Origin of the sequence: Mesorhizobium sp. Primo-A (assembly GCF_003997175.1) — a bacterium.
In the GTDB taxonomy this organism is placed as follows: Bacteria; Pseudomonadota; Alphaproteobacteria; order Rhizobiales; family Rhizobiaceae; genus Mesorhizobium; species Mesorhizobium ciceri.
Genome location: NZ_RZTG01000002.1, coordinates 35138 through 57913, shown reverse-complemented (window position 1 = coordinate 57913; position 22776 = coordinate 35138). Strand labels below are relative to the sequence as shown.

19 protein-coding genes are annotated in these 22776 nt (G+C 63.9%); 8 read left to right on the top strand and 11 right to left on the bottom strand.

Annotated features, from left to right (window positions below; translation table 11 throughout):
- Positions 1-41: 41 nt before the first annotated feature.
- Both EOC83_RS03095 and EOC83_RS03090 read left to right on the top strand, forming a co-directional pair.
- Positions 42-1391, top strand: a complete 1350-nt coding sequence (locus EOC83_RS03095) for a glucoamylase family protein (RefSeq protein WP_013528141.1) — start codon at positions 42-44, stop codon at positions 1389-1391.
- The gene (locus tag EOC83_RS03090; RefSeq protein WP_063169868.1) at positions 1381-2913 is read left to right on the top strand and encodes a mercuric reductase; all 1533 of its coding nucleotides are present in this window, start codon (positions 1381-1383) and stop codon (positions 2911-2913) included. The genes EOC83_RS03095 and EOC83_RS03090 overlap by 11 nt, the downstream gene beginning before the upstream one ends.
- Before the next feature lie 185 nt (positions 2914-3098).
- On the opposite strand, the gene EOC83_RS03080 is transcribed toward EOC83_RS03090, so the two are convergent.
- The 3 genes from EOC83_RS03080 to EOC83_RS03070 form a co-directional block, all read right to left on the bottom strand.
- Positions 3099-4073 carry a hypothetical protein gene (locus EOC83_RS03080; protein WP_063169867.1) on the bottom strand — a complete coding sequence of 325 codons (975 nt, stop codon included), beginning with the start codon at positions 4071-4073 and terminating at the stop codon, positions 3099-3101.
- 212 nt (positions 4074-4285) lie between these two features.
- Positions 4286-4861: a DUF1349 domain-containing protein gene (locus EOC83_RS03075; protein ID WP_063170443.1), complete on the bottom strand. Its 576-nt coding sequence runs from the start codon at positions 4859-4861 to the stop codon at positions 4286-4288.
- 91 nt (positions 4862-4952) lie between these two features.
- The gene (locus tag EOC83_RS03070) at positions 4953-6392 is read right to left on the bottom strand and encodes an aldehyde dehydrogenase family protein (protein WP_013528145.1); all 1440 of its coding nucleotides are present in this window, start codon (positions 6390-6392) and stop codon (positions 4953-4955) included.
- A gap of 269 nt (positions 6393-6661) precedes the next feature.
- Here EOC83_RS03070 and EOC83_RS03065 point away from each other — a divergent pair, with 269 nt between their 5' ends.
- The 6 genes from EOC83_RS03065 to EOC83_RS03040 all read left to right on the top strand — a co-directional run bounded on the left by EOC83_RS03065 (position 6662) and on the right by EOC83_RS03040 (position 15021).
- Positions 6662-7321 (top strand): TetR/AcrR family transcriptional regulator, encoded by a 660-nt coding sequence (locus EOC83_RS03065; RefSeq protein WP_024501867.1) that lies wholly within the window; start codon positions 6662-6664, stop codon positions 7319-7321.
- A 210-nt stretch (positions 7322-7531) separates the two neighbouring features.
- Positions 7532-9943, top strand: a complete 2412-nt coding sequence (locus EOC83_RS03060) for an FAD-dependent oxidoreductase (RefSeq protein WP_063169866.1) — start codon at positions 7532-7534, stop codon at positions 9941-9943.
- Positions 9944-10025: 82 nt separating this feature from the next.
- Positions 10026-11279, top strand: a complete 1254-nt coding sequence (locus EOC83_RS03055; protein ID WP_063169865.1) for a sarcosine oxidase subunit beta — start codon at positions 10026-10028, stop codon at positions 11277-11279.
- Positions 11280-11349: 70 nt separating this feature from the next.
- Positions 11350-11616: a sarcosine oxidase subunit delta gene (locus tag EOC83_RS03050; protein ID WP_013528149.1), complete on the top strand. Its 267-nt coding sequence runs from the start codon at positions 11350-11352 to the stop codon at positions 11614-11616.
- Entirely contained in the window at positions 11613-14489 is a 2877-nt protein-coding gene (locus tag EOC83_RS03045; RefSeq protein ID WP_063169864.1) for a sarcosine oxidase subunit alpha family protein, read from the top strand. Before EOC83_RS03050 ends, EOC83_RS03045 begins: the two co-directional genes overlap by 4 nt.
- Complete coding sequence (locus EOC83_RS03040; RefSeq protein ID WP_063169863.1) at positions 14482-15021, top strand: hypothetical protein; 540 nt, start codon at positions 14482-14484, stop codon at positions 15019-15021. Before EOC83_RS03045 ends, EOC83_RS03040 begins: the two co-directional genes overlap by 8 nt.
- Positions 15022-15035: 14 nt before the next feature.
- Here the strand turns inward: EOC83_RS03040 and EOC83_RS03035 are convergent, their stop codons facing one another.
- From EOC83_RS03035 to EOC83_RS03000, 8 genes are all read right to left on the bottom strand, one after another.
- Positions 15036-15521: a hypothetical protein gene (locus EOC83_RS03035; protein WP_063169862.1), complete on the bottom strand. Its 486-nt coding sequence runs from the start codon at positions 15519-15521 to the stop codon at positions 15036-15038.
- Positions 15522-15639: 118 nt separating this feature from the next.
- Entirely contained in the window at positions 15640-16200 is a 561-nt protein-coding gene (msuE, locus tag EOC83_RS03030; RefSeq protein ID WP_027164238.1) for an FMN reductase, read from the bottom strand.
- A gap of 64 nt (positions 16201-16264) precedes the next feature.
- Positions 16265-17512: an SfnB family sulfur acquisition oxidoreductase gene (locus EOC83_RS03025; protein WP_063169861.1), complete on the bottom strand. Its 1248-nt coding sequence runs from the start codon at positions 17510-17512 to the stop codon at positions 16265-16267.
- A 24-nt stretch (positions 17513-17536) separates the two neighbouring features.
- A complete protein-coding gene (locus EOC83_RS03020) occupies positions 17537-18343 on the bottom strand; it encodes an ABC transporter ATP-binding protein (RefSeq protein WP_024501876.1) in 807 nt (268 codons plus the stop codon).
- Between the two features lie 79 nt (positions 18344-18422).
- The gene (locus EOC83_RS03015) at positions 18423-19760 is read right to left on the bottom strand and encodes an ABC transporter substrate-binding protein (protein ID WP_013528156.1); all 1338 of its coding nucleotides are present in this window, start codon (positions 19758-19760) and stop codon (positions 18423-18425) included.
- Positions 19761-19840: 80 nt separating this feature from the next.
- On the bottom strand, positions 19841-20881 hold the full coding sequence (locus tag EOC83_RS03010; protein WP_063169860.1) for a branched-chain amino acid ABC transporter permease: 1041 nt from the start codon (positions 20879-20881) through the stop codon (positions 19841-19843).
- Positions 20882-20884: 3 nt separating this feature from the next.
- Positions 20885-21784 (bottom strand): branched-chain amino acid ABC transporter permease, encoded by a 900-nt coding sequence (locus EOC83_RS03005; RefSeq protein ID WP_032898718.1) that lies wholly within the window; start codon positions 21782-21784, stop codon positions 20885-20887.
- Positions 21781-22713 (bottom strand): ABC transporter ATP-binding protein, encoded by a 933-nt coding sequence (locus EOC83_RS03000; RefSeq protein ID WP_063169859.1) that lies wholly within the window; start codon positions 22711-22713, stop codon positions 21781-21783. The genes EOC83_RS03005 and EOC83_RS03000 overlap by 4 nt, the downstream gene beginning before the upstream one ends.
- Between the last annotated feature and the right edge of the window lie 63 nt (positions 22714-22776).

The window sequence follows — 22776 nt, the reverse complement described above, 5'->3', positions numbered from 1 at the left end:
CATGACACGGAATGCAGCCGTCAGGCGGGAGTTTGCTACTTTTGCTTAGAGCCGAATCTGCCGCACTGTCCGACGATGAGCTTCTGGACCGCTATCAGCGCGCCGCCTTCGATTATTTCCTCGATAACGTGAACCCCGAAAACGGACTGGTCGCGGACACATCGCGGCCGAATTCGCCGGCCAGCATCGCTGTCGTCGGCTTCGCGCTGTCCAGCTATCCGATCGGCGTCGAGCGCGGCTGGATGACGCGCGATGCCGCCGCGAAGCTGACGCTGGCCGCGCTGCGTTTCTTCTCGACCAGCCGGCAAGGCAATAGCGACGACGTCACCGGCCATAAGGGTTTTTACTACCACTTCCTCGATATGCGGACCGGCCTGCGCGTCTGGCGCTGCGAACTGTCGATGGTGGATACGGCGTTGCTGATATCAGGCATGCTGGTGGCGAGCGCTTATTTCTCCGGTGACGATGACGAGGAAGCCGAAATCCGCCAACTGGCCGAGGCGCTCTACCGGCGCGTCGACTGGCGGTGGGCACAAGGTTCAAGCCCGACCCTGCGGCAAGGCTGGAAGCCAAAGAGCGGCTTTCTGCACTATGGCTGGGAGGGCTACAACGAAGCGACGATCCTCTACGTGCTGTCGATGGCCTCGCCTGACAGTCCAACCTCGGATAACAGCTACGAGGGCTGGACGGCGACCTATCAGTGGGAAAACATCTACGGCTACGACGTGCTGTATGGCGGCCCATTGTTCATGCACCAGTTCTCGCATGCCTGGATCGATTTCGCCGGCATCCGCGACGCCTTCATGCGCGAGAAGAACTCGGACTATTTCGAAAACAGCCGCCGCTCGACCTATCTGCATCGCGACTATGCGCGCCACAACCCTTACGGCTATGACGGCTATGAAGAGAACCTTTGGGGACTTTCGGCGGGCGACGGGCCGGGCGGCTTCCGCACCAGCGTGGAGCGACAGCGCCGGCGGTTTTCCGGCTATGCCGCGCGCGGCGCTCCGTTCGGGCCCGATGACGGGACGATCGCCCCTTGGTCCTATCCGGCATCACTGCCTTTCGCGCCGGAGATCTGCCTGGCGGCGCTGCGCCATCTCGGTGATCGCTACCCCGAGGTGATCGACAATTTCCGGCTGCCGAGCGGCTTCAATCCGACATTGGCGAACCGGCGTAAATTCGGGAGGCACGGCTGGGTGTCGGAGGGCCACTATGGGCTGGATCAGGGTATCGTGGTGATGATGATCGAGAACCATCGGTCAGGGCTGATCTGGAAGCTGATGCGGTCCAATCAGCATATCCGTCGCGGCCTGCACAAGGCCGGATTCAATGGCGGCTGGCTGTCTCAGCCGGCAAGCCCGGCGTCAGGTGGCGGCAATGTCGCGTGACCGGACCAGGACCACCGCCTTCCCCGTCGACAGCAACGACATCAGTCTGATCGCGAGCGCCCATCCGCCGCACTGGAAGAACCCGCAGCCGGACGGTCCCTACAACCTCGTCGTCATCGGTGCCGGGCCGGCTGGGCTGACTGCCGCCTACGAAGCGGCCGGCCTCGGCGCAAAGGTCGCGCTCATCGAGCGCAATCTGATCGGCGGAACTTGCGTCAATGTCGGTTGCATCCCGTCCAAGTCGATCATCCGCACCGCAAGGCTTTATGCCGACATGCGCGATGCCGAGAATTTCGGCGGCGACATGCCGGACCGTCTTCACGTCGACTTTCCGCGCGCCATGACGCGGATGCGGCAGATCCGGCAGCGGATCAGCCGCGCGGATGCCGCCGATAGGCTGGTTTCCGAAGGCATCGACCTTTATTTCGGCGAAACGCTGTTTTCCGGACCGGACGCTGTCACGGTCGCCGGACAAACCTTGCGTTTCAGGAAGGCGCTGATCGCGACAGGCGCGCGCCCGAGGCTGCCGACGATTCCAGGCCTTGCCGAGGCCGGCTATCTCAGCAACGAGACCATGTTCGAGCTCACGGAGTGCCCGAAGCGGCTTCTGGTCATTGGCGGCGGACCGCTCGGCTGCGAGGCGGCGCAGGCCTTCTGCCTGCTCGGTGCCAAGGTCATCCTGGCGCAACGGGAACCGATGTTCCTGCCCGGCGAGGAACGCGACGCCGCCCAGATCCTTTCGGACGCGCTGGCGCGCGAAGGTGTCGAGGTTCGCCTCAACACCGAGGTGGTAGCGGTGCGAACGGAAGGCGGCAAGAAGCTCGCCGACCTGGTGTGCGACGACATCACGACAACGATTTCCGTCGACGAGATCATCACCGGCATCGGCCGATCGCCCAATGTCGACGGCCTCGACCTGGAAAACGCCGGGGTGGCATACGATGCCGACGGTATCAAGGTGGACGATTATCTCCGCACCACAAATCCGCACATCTATGCGGCGGGCGATGTCTGCCTCGCCTACAAATTCACCCACACCGCCGAGGCCACAGCTCGCATGGTCGTGCGCAATGCCCTGTTTCTCGGACGCAGGAAACTGAGCGAGCTGGTCATTCCGTGGTGCACCTACACCGATCCGGAGATCGCCCATGTCGGCCTCTATCCGGCGGAGGCGCGCCAGAACGGCATCCCGGTCAAGACTTATACGGTGCTGATGCACGATGTCGCCCGGGCGGTCATGGACGGCGAGGAGGAGGGTTTCGTCAAAATCCACGTCAGGGAAGGGTCCGACCGCATCCTGGGCGCCACGGTCGTCGCCAGCCATGCCGGTGAGATGATCAATGCGGTGTCGCTGGCCATCAAATCGGGCATGGGATTGCGTGCGCTGGCCGACGTCATCCATCCCTTCCCGACGCAGGCGCTAGGCATAAAGATGGCCGGCGACACCTATCGGCGGACAAGGCTCACCTCATCATGGAAGCATCTGGCTGGCCGCTGGTTGGCGTGGTCCAGGCGATGGTGACATTCCGGCAGCCTGCCGCAGCTGGTGCATCGGACATTCGGCGACGATGCGGCGCTTGACGAAAGCCTCGTCGACCATCTCGGATATCCGCCAAACGTCGGTGCCATCCAGAGGTTAGCCGGCTCTATATTTCCGCGGATCCTGCGGGCCCTGCCGACCGCGACTCCAATTTCGTGGCTGCCCTGTCAGAGTGCGTGCAGAAGTTCTTGCCGAATGGGCTCGAGATAGGTTTGCGGATGCAAGCGTCCCCAAACATGGTCGCGCTCGGTCAGATGCTTAACCTGCTCTATCCAGCGCCTTGGCGCATCGGGGTCCCTGACCTCATGCCAGTCGTCGACGACAATGACCGGCAGACCCTGATAGAGCGGGTCGAGCGGCGAGGTCTTGGTGACGACGATGCAGCCGAGATAGAACAGCTCCCATGTCCTATGGCAGTCCAGGCCGTTGCCTTCGGTGGACAGGACAAGCGGGTATTGCGAGTACAGTTGCCAGATCGAGCGCTGCGAGACGCGTTTCGCCAGGAAATCGACATGCGGACATCCGCGCAGGACATCAAGCAGTTCCCGGCGCTGTCTCGAGCCATTGCTGATGCTGAAATCAGAGAACAGTCTGGGCGGGCGGCGGTCCACATGATCCTGCCGGGCGCGTATGATTTCCAGTTGCTTCACAAGCCCTTCCGGCGTGGCGAAGGACCGAGGCGTGTGAAGATCGAGCCCGATCGGGAAAGGCTTGACCCTGGGGTGAGTGCCGTCACAATTCTGGCTGTACCAGGAGACCAGGAAGGGGTTGGCGAGAAGCTGGTCGACGGTGCCCTTCGCCAGATCAGACGGCACCGAAGCATCGCCATCGGTCGTCAGCAGCGTGAACGGTGCCGTGATCGTCGGCAACACGATCCTGACGAACGTGTCGAGATCACAGGTTTGCGCATCCCTGGACAAGGTGCTCAGACGCAGCCAGACGATGCCATGTGCGCCGCTGTAATGCTGGCGGAAAAATGCCTCGCTCTGTGTCGATGCGGTTGACGCGTTGCGATACCAGCGCGGCCCGGCGAAATCGCAGAAATGTCCGATCCCCTGCGACCACAGCACGGGCGGAACGCCAAGAAATCTCAGCGCCCTGGAATAGACGGCTCTTTTGACTGCCCTTCGCAACCTGCCCATGGGCAACTCCTAGCGCGGATGCCAATACCGTTGCAACGTGCTGCCCGACATATTCGCCTTGAGCGGAACAAAGGCCAAAAGTTTCCCCGCAATACCCCTTCCGGCTCCGGAGAACCCAACTTACGACAGGCGCAGCCGCCGGCGAGGCTCGATCTACAGACTTGATTATGACAAAGGTCGAAGGGCTTGCGGTCGGCGCAAGGCCGCACGTCTCAATCGTGCAATTCCCGCGATATCGGCGGCCCCACCGAAAAGCCGGAGAATGTGACCTCGAAGCCCTCGCGTTGCGGCGAACAGCACATCATGCCGACATCGACCGTCCTGGAGATCGGAAAGTAGGCGAGCCGCACAGGCTTCCAGTGGCCGTCGGAAGCATCGAGATACTGGACACGGATCGTTTCGGCGTGACGGGTCAGCCGGATCCTGACGCCGCCCGGACCGGCATGAATGGCGACCAGCGACCAGTCTGACGTGTCGTTGGTGACCACGACGGAGAAATAGGCAAGGCCGTCGGTGTACTCGATACCGGCCTTGATCCAATGGGTTTCGCTGAGCCGGACCATCAGCCCCGCCTGATCATAAAGCACCTCGTAGTCGCCTTTGACGGTGACCTCGGCGGTGAAATCGCCTTCGACGGGCCGGTGCAGGAAGTGGCCATTGTCGCGCCAGAAACCGTAGAAGGTCTCGCGCCAGAAATCGGTCTCCTTGCCGGTGCGCACACGAACGCTGTCGCCGTCGATAGAATGGTGCGGCGGCGGGTTAAGCCAGGTCAGGTCCTGCACTGTCATCCTTCGCGCCGCTCCAATCCAGATGTGCATGGCGGGGTTGCCGGCGTGGTCGGCAGTGACCGATCAGCCCGGCTGATCGGTCGACGGCTGATCAGCCCGCGAATGTGTAGGCCGTCTTCACCGTGGTGTAGAACTCCGCCGCATAGTGGCCCTGCTCGCGCGGCCCATAGCTCGAACCCTTGCGGCCGCCGAAGGGAACATGGAAATCGACACCCGCCGTCGGCAGGTTGACCATCACCATGCCGGCCTCCGAATTGCGCTTGAAGTGCGTGGCATGCTTGAGGCTCGAAGTGCAGATGCCGGAGGTCAAGCCAAAGGGCGTGTCATTGGCGACGGAAAGCGCCTCGTCATAGTCCTTGACGCGAATGACGCTGGCGACAGGCCCGAAAATCTCCTCGCGCGAACTGCGCATGGCGTTGGTCGCCTCGGTCAGCAACGCCGGCTGCAGGTAGAAGCCCGGCGTCTTGCGGTCGAGCCGCTCGCCACCGAAGGCGAGCGTGGCACCTTCCCTGACGCCGATGGCGATATAGTCCTCGTCCTGCTTCAGCTGCGTCGCGTCGACGACAGGACCGATCTGGGTCTGCGCGTCGAGCGCATCGCCGATGACCAGTTTGCTCATGCGATCCTTGAGGGCGTCGACGAAGCGGTCGTGAATGCCGTCAGCCACAATCAGCCTGGACGAGGCGGTGCAACGCTGGCCGGTCGAGAAGAAGGCACCATTGAGCGCGCAATCGACGGCGATCGCGAGGTCGGCATCGTCGAGCACGACCAGCGGGTTCTTGCCGCCCATTTCAAGCTGGAACTTGCGCATGTGTTCGATGCTTGCCGCAGCGACGCGCTTGCCGGTGCCGACCGAGCCGGTGAAGCTGATGGCGTTGACATCGGGACTGTCGAGCATCGCCTGACCGACGACCGAGCCCTTGCCCATGACGAGATTGAGCACGCCCTTCGGCAGGCCGGCGCGATGCAGGATGTCGACGATGGTCCAGGCGCTCTCGGGAACCAGTTCCGCAGGCTTGAAGACGACGGTGTTGCCGTGTGTCAGCGCCGGGGCGATCTTCCAGGCCGGAATAGCGATCGGAAAATTCCACGGCGTGATGATGCCGACCACGCCGACCGCCTCGCGCGTCATCTCGACGCCGACGCCCGGCCGCACGCTCGGCACGACCTCTCCGGTCAAACGCAACGTTTCGCCGGCAAAGAAGTCGAATATCTGGGCGGCGCGAATTGTCTCGCCGATGCCTTCGGCCAGCGTCTTGCCTTCCTCTCGCGCCAGATTGCGGCCGATCTCGTCCTTGCGCGCCAGAATCTCGTCGGAGGCCTTTTTCAACACCGCGTGACGCGCCAGCGGACCGGAGCGGGACCAAGCCGGGAACGCTGCCTTGGCCGCAGCGATCGCCTGCTGGGCCTGTTCGACACCCGCCGAGGCATAGTCGCCGACGACGTCGCCGGTATCCGAGGGGTTGATGTTGCGCGAACCGGCATCGCCGACCCACTCGCCATCGATGAGGTTCTTTCGAAACAGCGTCATATCGTATGTTCCTGCTTGTTGGCCGCGCGGGCATCTGTCTGAACTGGTATTTGCCAGACAATTGCCTCGCGGGAAAGCAAACAGTGAACCGCCAGCCGCGACAAAAATCCCCGTGCCTGCGCCGCGCGGATGGCGGGCGACGACGATTCCCCATCGAGCCTCGATGCAGCCAACCTCCATCGTGCATCAATCCGCTTGGGCCGATTCATCCTGTACACTTATGTCCATAGCCTTGATTTGCCTGAGGCAGCATGTCATGCGTCGTGTCGATGGCAGCTCTCGAAACGACGATTCAGCGCGCCGGCGCCACCGGCAACATCAAGGCCACTCGCGAAGACTGGCTGAAGCTTGCGCTTGAAACGTTGATCTCTGACGGAGTCGAACGCGTCCGCGTGCTGACGCTTGGCCAGAAGCTCGATGTGTCGCGCTCCAGCTTCTACTGGTATTTCAAGAGCCGGCAGGATCTGCTCGATCAGTTGCTGGACTACTGGCGGCAGACGAATACCAAATTCATCGTGGAACGCGCCAGGCGGCCTTCCGCCACCGTCATACGCGGGGTGATGAGCATTTTCGAATGCTGGGTGGACGAAAGGCTGTTCGACCCCCAGCTGGATTTCGCGATCAGGGCCTGGGCCCGTCGCTCGCCCGCCATCAGGCGCGCCTTAGACGAGGCCGACGAGGAGCGTGTCAACGCCATACGCGACATGTTCATGCGTCACGGCTACGACGAGGAGGATGCCTTCGTGCGGGCCCGCGTGCTGTATTTCATGCAGATCGGCTATTACTCGCTTGAGCTCAACGAGCCGATGAGCAGCCGCCTGCCTCACGTCGCCGGTTATCTGCGCAGCTTCACCGGCCAGGAGCCTCCGGCGGAGGATGTCGAGGACTTCTCGCGCTATGTCGAGAAGACGCTTTCGCGCAATCGATAGTACGGGCCGCTCGGCCGCCGCGGCCTGACGATTTCGCGTCGTGCATCGGCCCAATAGCAAGCACGGTTGCTGCCGACAGCAGCAGAGGAGCCCTCTGCCGTATCGGCGCAGAGCGGCGCACGGGCGCTCATTCCGCTGTCCGCCAACCTCTAGACACATATGTACAATACCGATAGGGTACGCCACACTGGCTGGGTGGAGTGCGACAGGATGAAATCCCAATATCGGGCGATCGTCATCGGCGGCGGCGTGGTTGGAGCCTCGGTGCTCTATCACCTGGCGAAGTTCGGCTGGAGCGACGTCGCGCTGATCGAACGCGAGGTGCTGACCGCAGGGTCGAGTTGGCATGCGGCCGGCGGGTTCCATGCGCTGAACGCCGATCCCAACATCGCCGCCCTGCAGGCCTACACGATCGACCTGCTCTCCGAGGTCGAGAAAGAATCGGGCCAGAGCATCGGCATGCACATGACCGGTGGCATCTCGGTCGCCTCCGCGCCGGAGCGCTGGGAATGGTTGAAAGCGTCATACCGCATCTTCCAGACCATGGGCATCGACGATGTCCACCTGGTCGGAGTCGATGAGATCAAGCAGCGCTGCCCGATTCTCAACACCGATGGCATGCTGGGTGGACTCTATGCCGCGCGCGAAGGCCATATCGATCCCTCGGGCGTCGTGCACGCCTATGCCAAGGCAGCCAGGCTGCGCGGCGCCGATATCATCGAGCACAACCGCGTGCTGGCACTCAACCGCCGCGCGGACGGCGGCTGGGACGTAGTCACCGAGAAGGGCACGGTCATTGCCGAACACGTCGTCAATGCCGGCGGGCTGTGGGCCAAGCAGGTCGGCCGGATGGCCGGCATCGACCTGCCGGTGTCGCCGATGGAGCACCATTATCTCGTCACCGAGGCGCTGCCCGAAATCCAGGCGCTGGACAAGGAATTGCCGCTGATCGTCGATCTCGAAGGCTTCACCTACATGCGCCAGGAACAGAAGGGCCTGCTGCTCGGCATCTACGAGATCAACCACAAGCACTGGAACATGGATGGGGCGCCGTGGGATTACGGCATTGAACTGATCCAGGAAGACACCGACCGCATCGCCGACGAGTTGGCCCTCGGCTTCAGCCGATACCCCTGCCTGGAGAATGCCGGCATCAAGCGCTGGGTGAACGGCGCCTTCACCTTCTCGCCGGACGGCAATCCGCTGGTCGGCCCGGTGCGCGGGGTTCCCAACTACTGGGTGGCGTGCGGCGTCATGGCCGGTTTCCTGCAAGGCGGCGGGGTCGGCAAGTCGCTTGCCGAATGGATGATCCATGGCGAGCCGGAAGCCGATGTCTACGGCATGGACATCGCCCGCTATGGCGATTTCGCCTCCAACCGCGAATACATCAGGCAGACCACCGGGCAGTTCTATTCGCGCCGCTTTGTCATGAGCTATCCCAACGAGCAGTTGCCGGCGGGGCGGCCCTTGAAGACAGCCGGCGCGCATGACGCGATGGATGCCGCCGGCGCGCGCTGGGGCAATTCATGGGGCATGGAAGTGCCGCTCTATTTCGCGCCGCATGGCTTCGTCGAGACACCGACGCTGAAGCGCTCCAACGCCTTCGACATCGTCGCACAGGAGTGCCGCAAGGTGCGCGAGGGCGTCGGTCTGCTCGATATCACTGCCTTCTCACGCTACGAAATCGCCGGGCCGCAGGCGGAAGCTTGGCTCGACCGGCTGCTTGCCTGTGCGCTGCCCAATCCGGGTCGCGCCAAGCTCGCGCCTATGCTCGGCGAAAACGGCAAGCTCAAGGGCGACCTCACCGTCTTCAACTGGGGCGATGGCTCCTGGTGGATCATGGGATCCTACTATCTGCGGCAGTGGCATATGCGCTGGTTCGAGCAGCATATGAGCGACGGCGTCACCGTCCGCGACATTTCAGACGCGGTCGTCGGTTTCTCGCTGGCTGGTCCCAATGCGCGAATGTTGCTTGAGCGCCTCACACATCAGGACGTTTCGCACGAGGCCTTTGGCTTTCTAGCCTGCAAGACATTGGATGTCGGGCTGGTGCGGGCCAAGGTCGGACGGCTCTCGGTCATCGGCGAACTCGGCTACGAGATCCATTGCCAGGCCAATGAGCACGCGGGCCTGCGCCGCGCTCTGCTGACGGCAGGCAAGTATCTGGGCGTCACCGAATACGGCTTCAGCGCGGTCAATTCGCTGCGGCTCGAAAAGAGCTTTGGTATCTGGTCGCGCGAGTTCACGCAGGACTATACGCCCGATGAGACCGGGATGGACCGCTGGATCGCTTTCGACAAGGGCGATTTCATCGGCCGCGAGGCGGCCCGGAAGGAGCTGAAGGCTTCATCGAGGCGCACGCTGGTGACGCTCGAAATCGACGCGGCGGACGCCGATGCCAGCGGTTACGAGCCGGTCTGGTATAGAGGCAAGCTTGCTGGCTTCGTCACCTCGGGCGGCTACGGCCATACGGTCGGCAAGAGCCTCGCCATGGCGCTGGTCGAGCGCGAAGTGGCTGATATCGATACGCAGTTGACAACCCACATCGTCGGCGTCGAAAGAGGTGCGCGCGTCATCGCCTCGTCGCCATACGATCCACTGGGCAAGGCGATGCGGGCATGACCGATCGAACCGGTGACGTCGGTGCGGAAGACCATGCGATGATCCACGTTTCTTTCCGAAAATCAGGCCGGTCCGGCACGTCATGACCACACGCTATTCCGCCTTTTCGCTGTTCAAGGAGGGCCTGGCCGGCCAAACCGGCTGGCAACCGGCGTGGCGCTCGCCCGAGCCGAAACTGTCCTATGATGCGATCGTCATCGGTGGCGGCGGCCATGGGCTGGCAACGGCCTATTACCTGGCCAAGAACCACAACATCACCAGGGTAGCGGTGCTGGAAAAAGGCTGGATCGGCGGCGGCAACACCGGCCGCAACACCACCGTGGTGCGCTCCAACTACTATTATCCGGAGAGCGTCGAGCTATACGGGCTGGCGCACCGGCTCTATGAGGGATTGTCGAAAGAGCTCAACTACAACGTCATGCTGTCGCAACGCGGCATGGTCAATCTCTGCCACTCGACCGGCGAGATGGAGATCGGCGCCCGCACCGTCAACGCCATGCAGATCAACGGCATCAATGCAGAGCTGTTTTCGCCTGACGATGTGCGCCGGGTGGCGCCGATCTACAATTTTTCACCGGACGCACGCTTCCCGGTGTTCGGCGGTATCTGGCAAGGCAGGGCCGGAACGGCACGCCATGATGCGGTCGCCTGGGGCTATGCGCGGGCCGCAAGCCGACTCGGCGTCGACATCATCCAGAACTGCGAGATCACCGATTTCATCATCGAGGGCGGCCGCTGCCGTGGCGTCCAGACCTCGCGTGGCGCGATCCGTGCCGAGCGTATCGGCATGGCGGTGGCCGGGCATTCTTCGGTGCTGGCGGCCAAGGCCGGCTTCCGCCTGCCGATCAATTCCTATGCGCTGCAGGCCTGCGTGTCCGAACCGGTCAAGCCGATCCTCGACACGGTGGTGCTGTCGCCCGGCTGCGGCGTCTATGTCAGCCAGTCGGACAAGGGCGAGATCGTCATCGGCGGCGGGCTCGACCGCATCCCCTCCTACGCGCAGCGCGGCAATCTGCCGACGCTGGAGGGGGTGATCGCCGGCCTTTTGGAGATGTTCCCGATCTTCGGCCAGCTCAAGCTGATGCGGCAATGGGCTGGGATCGTCGATGTCGTGCCGGACTCCTCGCCGATCATCGGCCCCTCGCCGCTGCCCGGCCTGTTCCTCAATTGCGGCTGGGGCACGGGCGGCTTCAAGGCCATTCCCGCAGGCGGCACGCTGCTGGCGAACCTGCTGGCGACTGGCGAACACAACCACATCAGCCGTCCGTTCGACCTTGATCGCTTCGCCAGCGGGCGGCTGATCGACGAAGCGGCCGGCTCCGGCATCGCGCACTGATGCATGTCGCCCAAAAGTACGCAGCGGTTTGGGGAGAACGACATGCATAAAGACGAAGATTGAGGATTTTATGCAGCTTTTCCCTTGCCCATTCTGCGGCCCGCGCGACGAAACCGAATTCCACTATGGCGGCGATGCCGGAAATGCGCGGCCGGATGGCGCCGATGTGCCGATCGATCGCTGGGCTGATTACCTCTATCTGCGCACCAATCCGAAAGGCACGGCGCGCGAAATCTGGGTTCACATGAACTGCGGCGAGTTCTTCGTCATGGAGCGCGACACCGTCACCCACAAGGTGCTGTCCTCGGCCGCACTCGGCGGGGAGCACGTCGCGTGACCGCCTCGCGCCTTGCCACCGGCGGCAGCGCCATCGACCGCTCGCGCCCGATACGCTTCAGCTTCGACGGCACCACCGTGCAAGGCTTTGCCGGCGACACCATCGCCTCGGCGCTGCTGGCGGGTGACGTCGCGGTCGTCGGCCGCAGCTTCAAATACCACCGGCCGCGCGGCATATGGGGCGCCGGCGTCGAGGAGCCAAATGCGCTGGTCGATCTCGGCGGCACGCGGGCGACGCCGAACACCCGCGCCACGACCGAGCCGGTGCGCGACGGACTGGTGGCGAAAAGCGTCAACGCCACGCCCAGCGCACTGGCCGACCGCAACGCCTTCCTGGACCGTTTTGCGCGCTTCATCCCGGCCGCGTTCTACTACAAGACCTTCATGTGGCCGGACTGGCACAGGTTCGAGCCGCGCATCCGCGCCATGGCGGGGCTGGGCACAGTCGACGCCGACTGGACCTCGCCCGGCATGGCCGACCAGATCAACCATCATTGCGATGTGCTGGTTGTAGGCGCGGGACCGGCCGGGCTGGCGGCGGCAGGGCTGGCGTCCGGTGCTGGCCTGACCGTCACACTGGTCGACGACCAGCAGAGCCCCGGCGGATCGCTCGGCCATCGTGCCGCGGAGATCGACGGCAAGCCGGCGGCCGTATGGGGCAAGGAGACGATTGCCGGGCTTGCCGCTGGCGGTCACCTCATCCTGCCTTCGACCACCGCCTTCGGCATTTACGACCACAATCTGGTCGGGCTGAACCAGCGTCATCTCGACGGCCGGCCGGATACGCTGTGGCGGGTCAGGCCGCGCCAGATCGTGCTGGCGACCGGCGCCATCGAGCGGCCGCTGCCTTTCGCCAACAACGATCTGCCGGGCATCATGTCGGCGGATGCGGCGTTCGCCTATCTCCGGCGCCACGCTGTGCTGGTCGGCCGCCGCATCATCGTCGCCACCAACAATGACAGCGCCTATGAGGTGGCGGGGGCGCTTGCCGAGGTTGGCGCCGAAGTCAGGCTTGTCGATATCCGGCGTGACGGCGCGCCTGCGGCGGCGGCCAATGTCCGGCTGATCAAGGGGCGTTCTCTCGCATCCGCCAGCGGCAAGCTGCGCGTCGACGGCGTGACGCTCGACGACGGCACGAGGTTCGATGCCGATTGCGTTGTGGTCTCCGGCGGGTGGACGCCGACCATCCATCTCTTCGGCCAGGCCAAGGGCAAGCTCGCCTGGAGCGATGCGCGCGCGGCCTTCCTGCCGGGCGAACCGGTCGGCGGTATCGCCGTGGTCGGCGCCGCAGCCGGCGCGGTCTCCTTGTCGGAGGTGTTTGCCGGCGTGGAAAAGGCATTCGCCGGCAAGGAGAACGCGGCAACACCACGCAGCACCGGGCCGGAGGCGACGGACGGCATTCTCCCGGCCTGGCCGATGCCGGGCTCGAAAGGCCGCATCTGGATCGACTACCAGAACGACGTGACGGTGAAGGACGTCGAGCTGGCCGCACGCGAAAACTTCGTCTCGGTCGAACATCTGAAGCGCTACACCACGCTCGGCATGGCGACCGACCAGGGCAAGACCTCCAACCTGCCCGGGCTGGCGCTGATGGCAGGGATTACCGGCCGCACGGTGCCGGAGGTCGGCACCACCACCTACCGGCCGCCGTTCACGCCGGTGCCGCTGGCAAGCTTTGCCGGCGCGCGCGTCGGTGAATTGATGGCGCCGGTACGGCGGCTGCCGCTCGAAAACGTCCATCGCGCCAGCGGCGCTGTCTTCCAGGAATATGGCGGCTGGCTGCGGCCTGCTCATTATGGCGGCAACGCGGACGCGGAACGTTCGATCGCGGACGAGGCGCGACGTGCGCGCCAGTCGGTCGCGCTGTTCGATGGTTCGACGCTCGGCAAGATCGAGGTGATCGGGCCGCAGGCGGCGGCGTTCGTCGATTTCCTCTACTACAACACCATGTCAACATTGAAACCGGGCCGCTGCCGTTATGGCTTCATGCTGTCTGAGAACGGCGTGGTCTTCGACGACGGCGTGCTGGTGCGGCTGGACGAGCATCGCTTCGTCGTGTCGTGCTCGTCCTCGCATGTCGCCGCCGTCCATGCGCGGCTGGAGGAATGGCGCCAGGACCGTTTTGGCCGCGGCGCCGTCTACATCCACAACGCCACACCGGACATGGCGACACTGACCGTTTCGGGGCCAAATGCCCGCAAGCTGCTGGAAAAGCTGCATCTTGGCCTCTCGCTCGACGATGCCGACCTGCCGCATATGGCGATCGGTCATGGCACTTATGCCGGCGACGAAGTCCGCATCGCCCGCGTCAGTTTCACCGGCGACAGGAGCTACGAGATTTCGATCCGGGCCGACCACGCCGAGCCGCTATGGGCGCATCTGCGCGAGGCCGGCCAGGCGCTCGACGCCATCGTCATCGGCCTGGAGGCGCTGATGATCCTGCGTGCCGAAAAGGGTTTTATCGTCATCGGCAAGGACACCGACGGCACCACATTGCCGCATGATCTCGGCGTCCACGGTCCGCGGGCCAAACGCAAGACCGAGTTCGTCGGCCGCCGCTCATTGTTCACCGAGGAGGCGTCGCGTGACAATCGCATGCAGCTTGTCGGGCTGGCAGTGCCGCAAGGCGAAGCACCGCTGCCGACCGGCGCGCATGGCATCAAACGGATCGACGGCAGATTGCGCAGCCAGGGCTTTGTCACCTCGAGCTACCAGAGCCCGACGCTTGGCCGCCCGGTTGCGCTTGGGCTGATAGAGCGCGGCGCGACGCGGCACGGCGAGACGATTGACATCCAGTATCTCGGCAAGATCAGCAAGGCGACAATTACCGCCCCTTGCGCCTTCGACCCGGCAGGAGACCGGCTGCATGCGTGATCTCGCGGAAAAATGGTCCGTTGCACCGGACTGGCAATCGGCGGTGATCAAGGTGCCCGGCCTTGTGGTGCGCGCGGTCTGCGGCCTCAACCAGTTGCTGGTCAGCGGCGACCTCGACGCGTGGGCGCGGGCTTCGAGCGCCGACGGGAACGGAGTCGGAGCCTTTGGCACCGCACAAGGTGACCGCTATGCGGCGCGACTGGCGCGCGACCGGCTGCTGATCGTCTCGAACAGCCCGCTTGCCATCGCCTCGGGCTGGCACACAGACGGGTTCGCGGTGACGGCGATCAGCGCCGGGTTGCAAATGTTCGAGGCCGAGGGCACGGCGCTCGACGCTTTCATCGCGCGTGGAACGACGCTCGATCCCAGCCAAGCGAGCGCCAGTGCAGCGCTGTCCTTCGCCGACATCAGCGCCGTCGTCTATCGCCATGACGCCAAGCTGCGCATCCATGTCGATCGCGGTCTTGCCGCCTATCTCTGGACATGGATGGAAATTGCCGCCGGCAACATCGCCGCAGGATCAGCGAAGTAGCCGGTTACGGCTGGTCAGAGTGTGAACGACCAGAACAGGCAGGCCAGCGTCGCAGCGGCAAAGACGACGAAGAACAGGCTGCGCAGCAGCACGTTGCGGCGCAACTCGTTCATGACAAAGTGACAACCGACGATCGCCGCGGCAAACAGGAACCGCCAGTTCAGCAATGTCCACACGGCGCTGCCCTGCCCGAACGCCCATCTGGCGACCATACAGCCGACGATGGTCGCAAACAGTGCGATCACGGTCCAGAAAAGGGCATCGGCGGCATGGGTCAGGACGATACCGGCCGCCCTTATCGGCAGGATCATCATCAGCATCGCGCTGAAGAAATAGACGGCGGCAATCGGGATGAACACGCCGGCGTCGGCAATGCCGTCAAGGCGCCTGACGCCGATCGCGCCATAGGGATAGCCGTGCCTGGCGACAGCCAGGCTCAACGCCATGAGCAAGGCGGTCAGCACGGCGACCAATGCGAAGGATGTGAGGGCTTTGCTCATGACGTTCCTGTCCCAGACGAATCAGACAGGAACGGTTTTAGCGGTCGGTCGTAAATTGCGCGTAAGCGGGGGCGCTGCCCTCACGGATTTCGTTCAGTTCAATCTGGCTGACGACAGGCTATTCAGCGGCGATCCGGCCTGCCGAACGATTGGCCAGCACAAAGCCGACCTCGTCGACCGCCTGCGCCGCACGCTTAAGGATCGCCTCGGAGCGCAGCACGCCGTCGGTGAAATCCTTGTCGGTGGCGTAGACGGCGGTGGGCAGCGCAAAGGCCTCGAAGAAGCCGAACAGCGGCCGCAGCTGATGCTCGACGATCAAGGCATGGCGCTCGCCACCGCCGGTCGCCGTCAGCACGATGGGCTTTCCCCGCAATGCCGCCGGATCGATCAGGTCGAAGAAATGCTTGAACAGGCCGGTATAGCTGCCCTTGTAGGTCGGCGAGCCCACGACAAGCACGTCGGCGGCGAGGATTTGTTCCAGGATCGCGTGCGCCTGGCCGTCGAGATCGCGGGCCCATTTCGCCGTTCCCAGCGACGGCCCGAGATCCTCGATATCATAGGTGCTCGCCGATAGGCCGTGGCTGGCGGCGATGTCCCTGGCGACCAGATCGACGAAGGCGCGCGTCTTTGACGGCCTGGTGATGTTGCCGGAAAAGCCGACGACTGTTGGGTTTGACATGGCAGTGGGCCTCTTGGATGGTCGAAGGTTTGACGTGGCGGGCCGCCAGCCCGCCGGTGGAAAATCAGCTCCAGGCGTGCAGCGGCGGATTTTCGCCGTTGAGGAAATATTTGCCGAGGATCGAGTATTTCCAGCGCACCGGATCGTGCAGCGTGTGCGTGCGCGCGTTGCGCCAATGCCGGTCGAGATTGTGCTCGGCCAGGGTTGAGCGGGTCCCTGCCAGTTCGAACAGCTTGTTGGTGGCGGCGATGGCGATCTCTGTCGACAGGATTTTTGCCTCGGCAGTGACGATCTGGGCGTGCGCCACCGTCTCGGCTGTCGGCTCGGCCACTGCCCGGTCGATTGCATGACCGGCCTTTTCGAGCAGCGCCTGCGCCGCGTGCAGGCGCAGCGTCAGGTCGCCGATGGCCTGAATGGTGTAGGGATCGTCCCAGGCGTTGTCGACGCCGCTGTCGATCCAGGCGCGGCTTTTGGTCCTGACGAAATCGACCGTCTCGTCGATCGCCGCCTGGGCGATGCCGGTGTCCACGGCCACCTGGATGATCTGGAAGATGGCGCCGTCGGCGGTCGGTTTGTCGTAGCCCTTGTAGCCGGGTACCAGATGCGTCTTCGGCACCTTGACGTTGTCGATGATGACGGTGCCGGACAGGGTCGTGCGCTGGCCGAAGCTCGACCAGTCGTCGATGACGGTCAGGCCGGGTGCGCCGCGGTCGGCGATCGCATACCAGGCGCGGCCCTCGTCATCGAGCGCCACGATCGGCACCAGATGGGCGAGCAGCGCGCCGGACGAATAGAATTTCCGGCCGTTGACGACCACATGATCGCCGGCATCGGTGAAGCGGGTCTCAAAATCGGCGGCGCGCTTGGAGCCGAACTCGGAAAAGGCGTTGCCGAACCGGGTGCCCTTCAGCGCTTCGGCGAACAGCAGCTTCTGCTGGTCCGCGTCGGAGACGGTGCGGATGGCAGCGACGACGCCGAGATGGTTCTGCGCAACCTGGCCGATCGAGGAATCCGCCGCCGAGATGATCTCGATCACCTTCGCCAGCGTCGCATAGGACACCTCCGGCCCACCGAATGCCTTGGGTACATTGATCGACCACAGGCCGCTTTGCGAAAAGGCATCGAGTTCGGCGACCGGCCAGATCCGTTCACGGTCGCGCCGGGAGGAGTCCTTGACGAATTCGGCGGCGAGCGCATGGGCAACCGCAATCGCCTCGGCGTCGTCCTTGATGATGTGCGCCGGGGCGATCGGCCTTGCGACTGGCGGCACGGCGGCGGAAGCCTTGTCGGTCTTGACGGTCGAAACGGTCATTTCACTGCTCCTTGGGATTTCGATTCAGGCAACGGCGTGGAGATGGGCGGGCTTGGTGGCGGGTGACGCCTGTTGCCCGGGGTTCGATTGACCGAGATAGAAGGCCCTGATGTCCTCGCGCTGGCGAAGCTCGGGGGCCGCGCCGGCGAGAACGGAAACGCCGTTCTCCAGCACCGTGGCATGGTCGGCATATCGCAGCGCCACTGCGGAGTTCTGCTCGGCGACCAGGATGGATAGGCCAGTCTCGCGGTTGAGTTTTTTCAAGCTCTGGAAGATGTCCTGGACGATGATTGGCGCGAGCCCCATCGACGGTTCGTCCAGGACGAGCAGCCGCGGCCGCGACATCAGCGCCCTGCCGATGGCGGTCATCTGCTGTTCGCCGCCGGAGGTCAGGCCGGACAATGTCCGGCGTTTTTCCCGAAGCCTCGGGAAATAGCCGTAGATCCGTTCGAGATCCCCGTTGATCTCGGCGCGGCTGCCGCTGCGGCCGATGCCGCCGGCGATCAGATTCTCCTCGACGGTGAGGCTTTTGAAGCAGTGGCGGCCTTCCAGCACCTGAACCAGCCCGGCGCGCACCAGATCACCCGGTTTGCGGCGCGAGACATCCGAGCCGTCATAGCGGATGGTGCCGGCATTGACCTGGCCGCGTTCGGCCGGCAGCAGGTTGGAGACGGCCTTCAGCGTCGTGGTCTTGCCAGCGCCATTGGCACCGAGCAATGCCAGTATCTGGCCGCGCCTGAGCTCGAAACTGACGCCATGCAGCGCCGTGATGGCGTGGTTGTAGGTGGCATGGACCGTGTCCACAGCAAGAATGACGTCATCGTTCGGCATAGGCTGTTCTTTCGCGGTTCGAAAACCGAACAGGTCGGGCGCCACGGAAACTTGGTCCGCGACGCCCGGCACTGACTGATCAGTTGGTGGTCACAGCATTGGCATCGTCGGCGGTGCGCAGCTTGATGCCCTTCTCGGCGGCGTAGGCCTCGGCGGACTTCTCGATGATTGGCCGCAGCAGCGCCCAGTCCGGCGCGATCCAGTCGGAGACGACGTTCCACTTCTTGCCGTCCCACTGCTGGAAGGTCACGTAGCCTTCGCCTTCATGGTTGTCCCAGCTGACATTGATCGAGTGGAACAGGTCCTTGGCGCCGAGCGCCTCGACCTTGGCCGGATCAAGCTTGAGATGCTCGAAGCCCCAGCGGACCTCGTCGCCGGTCAGCGTGCGGTGGCCGAACTTCTCCTGCGCGATCCGGATCGCCTCGACATTGAGGATGCCGTTGACGATGCCGAGATTGTGGTAGACCGAGCCGATGCGCGCCTTGTCTTCAAGGTTACCCTTGCCGGCGCCGTAGACCGTCTTCACGATCTCCTGAACCACCGGGTAGGAGTTGCCGGAAGCCTGCGTGGTGATGGCGGTGTAACCCTTGGCGGCGTCGCCGGCAGGGATGACATCCTCTTCAGAATTCGACCAGACATTGCCGACGATGTGATCGACGGGATAGCCGACCTTGACCGCCGTCTTCAGCGCCACCGGGTTCATCACACCCCAGCCGCGCAGGACGACGAAATCCGGCTTGGCGCGGCGGATGGTCAGCCACTGCGACTGCTGCTCGTTGCCGGGATGCGGCACCTCGATCTGCTGCACGGTGAAGCCGTATTTCTGCGCCAGCAGCTCATAGATCGGGATGGTCTCCTTGCCGTAGGGCGAGCCGTGATAGAGCACGACGATCTTCTTTCCCTTCAGCTTGTCGATGCCGCCTTCCTTGGAGGCGATGTAGTTCACGATGCCTGATGTCTCGCTGTAGGGATTGAGCAGCAGCGGGAAGACGTAGGGGAAGACACGCCCGTCGGTGGAATCGGTGCGGCCGTGGTTGACGGTGATCAGCGGCACCTTGTCGGCGGTGATGCGGTCAATCATGGCATAGGCGATGCCGACCGAGAGCGGGTTCCAGGCGGCGGCGCCGGCATGGCTCTTCTGCCGCTCGTAGCATTCGACGCCGCGCTCGACCTCGTACTGGGTCTCGCATTCGTCCCAGGTCAGCTTGACGCCGTTGACGCCGCCGTCGCGGATGTTGATGAGGTTGAGATAGTCGATGAAGCCGCCGAAGAAGCCGGTGCCGCCGGCCGCGTAAGGCCCGACGCGATAGCTCTGCAGCGGAAAATATTGTTCGTCGGCGTGCGCGGCGGGCAAGGCCACCGACACGATCATCGCCGCGGACAACGCCGCCGCCTTGATTGTGCTGAGGAAAGTCATGGTCGAGGTACTCCCGGTATGGGCCGTCTTGTTCGGCCCCTTGTTCATTTTCCGATGGGATTCATTTTCAATGCATCAGCTCAAGTCGACTGCCAGGCGAACAGGAGCCGTCTTCGGACCCTGTCCCACAGCGCCACCAGCCCGTCGGGCTCAAGGATCAGAAACAGGATGATGAGCGCGCCCAGAACGATGCGCTGGCTCATGTCGAGCACGCCCGAATCGAAGAGATCGCCGAGCAGGAAGCCGCCGAGGCGCGACAGAGCGAGCGGGAAAACCACGATGAGGGCGGCGCCGAAAAACGCGCCGCGGATCGAAGCCAGCCCGCCGATGATGATGATGAACAGGATTTGGAACGACCGATCGAGATCGAAGCCGTCCGGCTCGACGGTCCTCAGATAGGCGAAGGCCCAGATGACGCCTGCGACGCCGATGATGAAGGACGAGATGGCGAAGGCCAGCAGCTTGGTCTTCAGCACCGGGATGCCGATGATGCGGGCGGCGGTTTCATTGTCGCGGATGGCGATGAAGTTGCGACCGGTCTGCGACGAGACCAGCCTATAGGCAAGGAAGGTCAGGACGGTGACGATTGTCAGCGCGAAGAGATAGCGACCGATGGCGCCGTCGAGCGCGAAACCTGAGATCGACAGTCTCGGCGCGTCGATGACGCCTGACGCCGAGTTGTTGGAGAACCAGCTGAACTTGGTCAGCGCCCATTGCACGAAGAACTGCGCGGCGAGCGTCGATACTGCGAGATAAAAACCCCTCAGCCGCAGGCTGGGCAGGCCAAAGACGATGCCGATCGCGGCGGCGACGATGCCGGCCAGGAAGATGCTGCCGATCGGCGGCAGGCCCTCGACGCGCAGGTTGAAATTATAGGCGGCGAAGGCGCCCGCCGCCATGAAGGCGGCACTGCCCAGCGAGACCTGGCCGGCATAGCCGGTGAGAATGTTCAAGCCCACGCCGGCGAGGCTGAGCGCCAGGAACGGCAGCAGGATGGCCTCGAACAGATAACTTGAGCCGATCAGCGGCACGACACCATAGGCGAAGGCGAGCAGCAGGACCGGTACGACCCATTTCGGCAGCACCGGCGCGGCGACGAAATCGCTTGTTATCGCGGTCATCGTTCAGATCCTCTCAACGAGCTTCTGGCCGAACAGGCCGGAAGGGCGGATCAGCAGGAAGACGAGCGCGACGACATAGGCAAACCAGCTCTCGATGCCGCCGCCGAAATAATCGCCGATATAGACCTCGGCGAGCTTCTCACTGGCGCCGATCAGAAGCCCGCCGACGATGGCGCCGAGGATGGAATCGAAGCCGCCGAGCACCAGCACCGGCAGCGCCTTCAGCACCACCAGCGACAGCGAGAACTGCACGCCGAGGCGTGCGCCCCAGAGCAGTCCCGCCACCAGGGCGACAAGGCCGGCGGCAGCCCACACGGTGGCCCAGATCAAGGGCAGCCTGAGGCCGACCGCGAGGGCCGCGAACTGGTCGTCGGCAACGGCGCGGAAGGAGAGGCCGATGCGGGTGTAGCGGAAGAACAGCGACAGCAGGAGGACCATGCCGGCGGCAACCACCGCGGCAAAAATGTCGAACTGGCTGATCAGCACGCCGCCGATTTCCAGCGGCACGTCCTCGATGCCGAGATCGAGGCCATGGACCTGCGTGCCCCAGATCAGCTGGGCGGCGCCCTCGATGATGTAGGACAGGCCGAGCGTCGCCATGAACAGTGTGATCGGCGGCTTGTTGGTCAGTGGCCGCAGCACCGTGCGCTCGATGGCGACACCCATCGCCACCATGATGGCGAAGGTGACCGCCAGCGCCAGCGCGAACGGAATACCGCGCTCGACGAGGCTGACGAAGGTGAGTGCCGCAAACAGCAGCATCGCGCCTTGCGCGAAATTGAGCACGCCCGAGGTCTTGTAGATGAGCACGAAGCCGATCGCGACAAGCGAATACATGACGCCTGAGAGCAGGCCGCCGACGAGCACTTCGATGAAGAATTGGTAGTCGAAATCGGCGATCATATGCCTGCCCCGTCCTCATTGTCCGAGGCGACGCCGAGATAGGCATCGATGACGCGTTGGTCGTTCCTGACTTCATCGGGCGTGGCGTCGGCGATCTTGCGGCCGTAGTCGAGAACGGCGATGCGATCGGACAGACCCATGACGACGCCGACATCGTGCTCGATCAACACCACGGTGGTGGCGAAACGATCGCGCGCGGCACGGACGAAAGACGCCATCTCGCTCTTTTCGCTCGCTGTCATGCCGGCCATCGGCTCGTCCAGCAAAAGCAGGCGCGGCTCGGCCACCAGCGCGCGGGCCAGTTCGACACGCTTCTGCAGCCCGTAAGGCAAGGTGCCGACAAGACGGTCGCGAATGGCGGTGAGATGGAGGAATTCAAGGATCTGTTCGGCACGGCTGCGTGAATCGCGCTGCTCGCCACGCGAGCGGCCGATGCCGAGCACCTGGCCGGCAAAGTTGGAGCGAACCTTGTAGGCAAGGCCAGAGGCGACATTGTCGAGGACGCTTAGGCCCTTGAACAGTGCGAGATTCTGGAAGGTTCTGGCGACGCCGAGATGGGCCAGCCGCTGCGTCGGGACCTGGGCATAGGAGGTACCGTCGAGCCGGACATGGCCGCGATCCGGCCGGTAGACGCCGCTGATGACGTTGATCAGCGAACTCTTGCCGGCGCCGTTCGGGCCGATGATGGCACGGATCTCGCCTTGGCGGACCGATAGGTCGATATCGGCCAGTGCCACGACGCCGCCAAAGGACAGGCTGATGCCCTGAAGCGAAAGCAACGGAGAGGCGGCGGCAACGGACTCTGCCGGCCTGGCGGCATCTTCGAACGACTGCTCCGGCCGCTGGTCTGACGGCAGGCCGCGCGCAAAGACCTCCGGTGCATAGGCGGAAGCCTCCATCACTCCGAGCGTATAACTGGGCAACGGCATTCCAATCGTCCTCGATTAGGCGCGCAAAATCCTGTTGCCGCCCGACGGATCAGCGCGCCGGGC

Coding starts and splice junctions, on each gene's coding strand:
- EOC83_RS03090 (WP_063169868.1), top strand. CDS start 1,381: ATGTCGCGTGACCGGACCAGGACCACCGCCTTCCCCGTCGACAGCAAC.
- EOC83_RS03080 (WP_063169867.1), bottom strand. CDS start 4,073: ATGGGCAGGTTGCGAAGGGCAGTCAAAAGAGCCGTCTATTCCAGGGCG.
- EOC83_RS03075 (WP_063170443.1), bottom strand. CDS start 4,861: ATGACAGTGCAGGACCTGACCTGGCTTAACCCGCCGCCGCACCATTCT.
- EOC83_RS03070 (WP_013528145.1), bottom strand. CDS start 6,392: ATGACGCTGTTTCGAAAGAACCTCATCGATGGCGAGTGGGTCGGCGAT.
- EOC83_RS03065 (WP_024501867.1), top strand. CDS start 6,662: ATGGCAGCTCTCGAAACGACGATTCAGCGCGCCGGCGCCACCGGCAAC.
- EOC83_RS03060 (WP_063169866.1), top strand. CDS start 7,532: ATGAAATCCCAATATCGGGCGATCGTCATCGGCGGCGGCGTGGTTGGA.
- EOC83_RS03055 (WP_063169865.1), top strand. CDS start 10,026: ATGACCACACGCTATTCCGCCTTTTCGCTGTTCAAGGAGGGCCTGGCC.
- EOC83_RS03050 (WP_013528149.1), top strand. CDS start 11,350: ATGCAGCTTTTCCCTTGCCCATTCTGCGGCCCGCGCGACGAAACCGAA.
- EOC83_RS03040 (WP_063169863.1), top strand. CDS start 14,482: ATGCGTGATCTCGCGGAAAAATGGTCCGTTGCACCGGACTGGCAATCG.
- EOC83_RS03035 (WP_063169862.1), bottom strand. CDS start 15,521: ATGAGCAAAGCCCTCACATCCTTCGCATTGGTCGCCGTGCTGACCGCC.
- msuE (WP_027164238.1), bottom strand. CDS start 16,200: ATGTCAAACCCAACAGTCGTCGGCTTTTCCGGCAACATCACCAGGCCG.
- EOC83_RS03025 (WP_063169861.1), bottom strand. CDS start 17,512: ATGACCGTTTCGACCGTCAAGACCGACAAGGCTTCCGCCGCCGTGCCG.
- EOC83_RS03020 (WP_024501876.1), bottom strand. CDS start 18,343: ATGCCGAACGATGACGTCATTCTTGCTGTGGACACGGTCCATGCCACC.
- EOC83_RS03015 (WP_013528156.1), bottom strand. CDS start 19,760: ATGACTTTCCTCAGCACAATCAAGGCGGCGGCGTTGTCCGCGGCGATG.
- EOC83_RS03010 (WP_063169860.1), bottom strand. CDS start 20,881: ATGACCGCGATAACAAGCGATTTCGTCGCCGCGCCGGTGCTGCCGAAA.
- EOC83_RS03005 (WP_032898718.1), bottom strand. CDS start 21,784: ATGATCGCCGATTTCGACTACCAATTCTTCATCGAAGTGCTCGTCGGC.
- EOC83_RS03000 (WP_063169859.1), bottom strand. CDS start 22,713: ATGCCGTTGCCCAGTTATACGCTCGGAGTGATGGAGGCTTCCGCCTAT.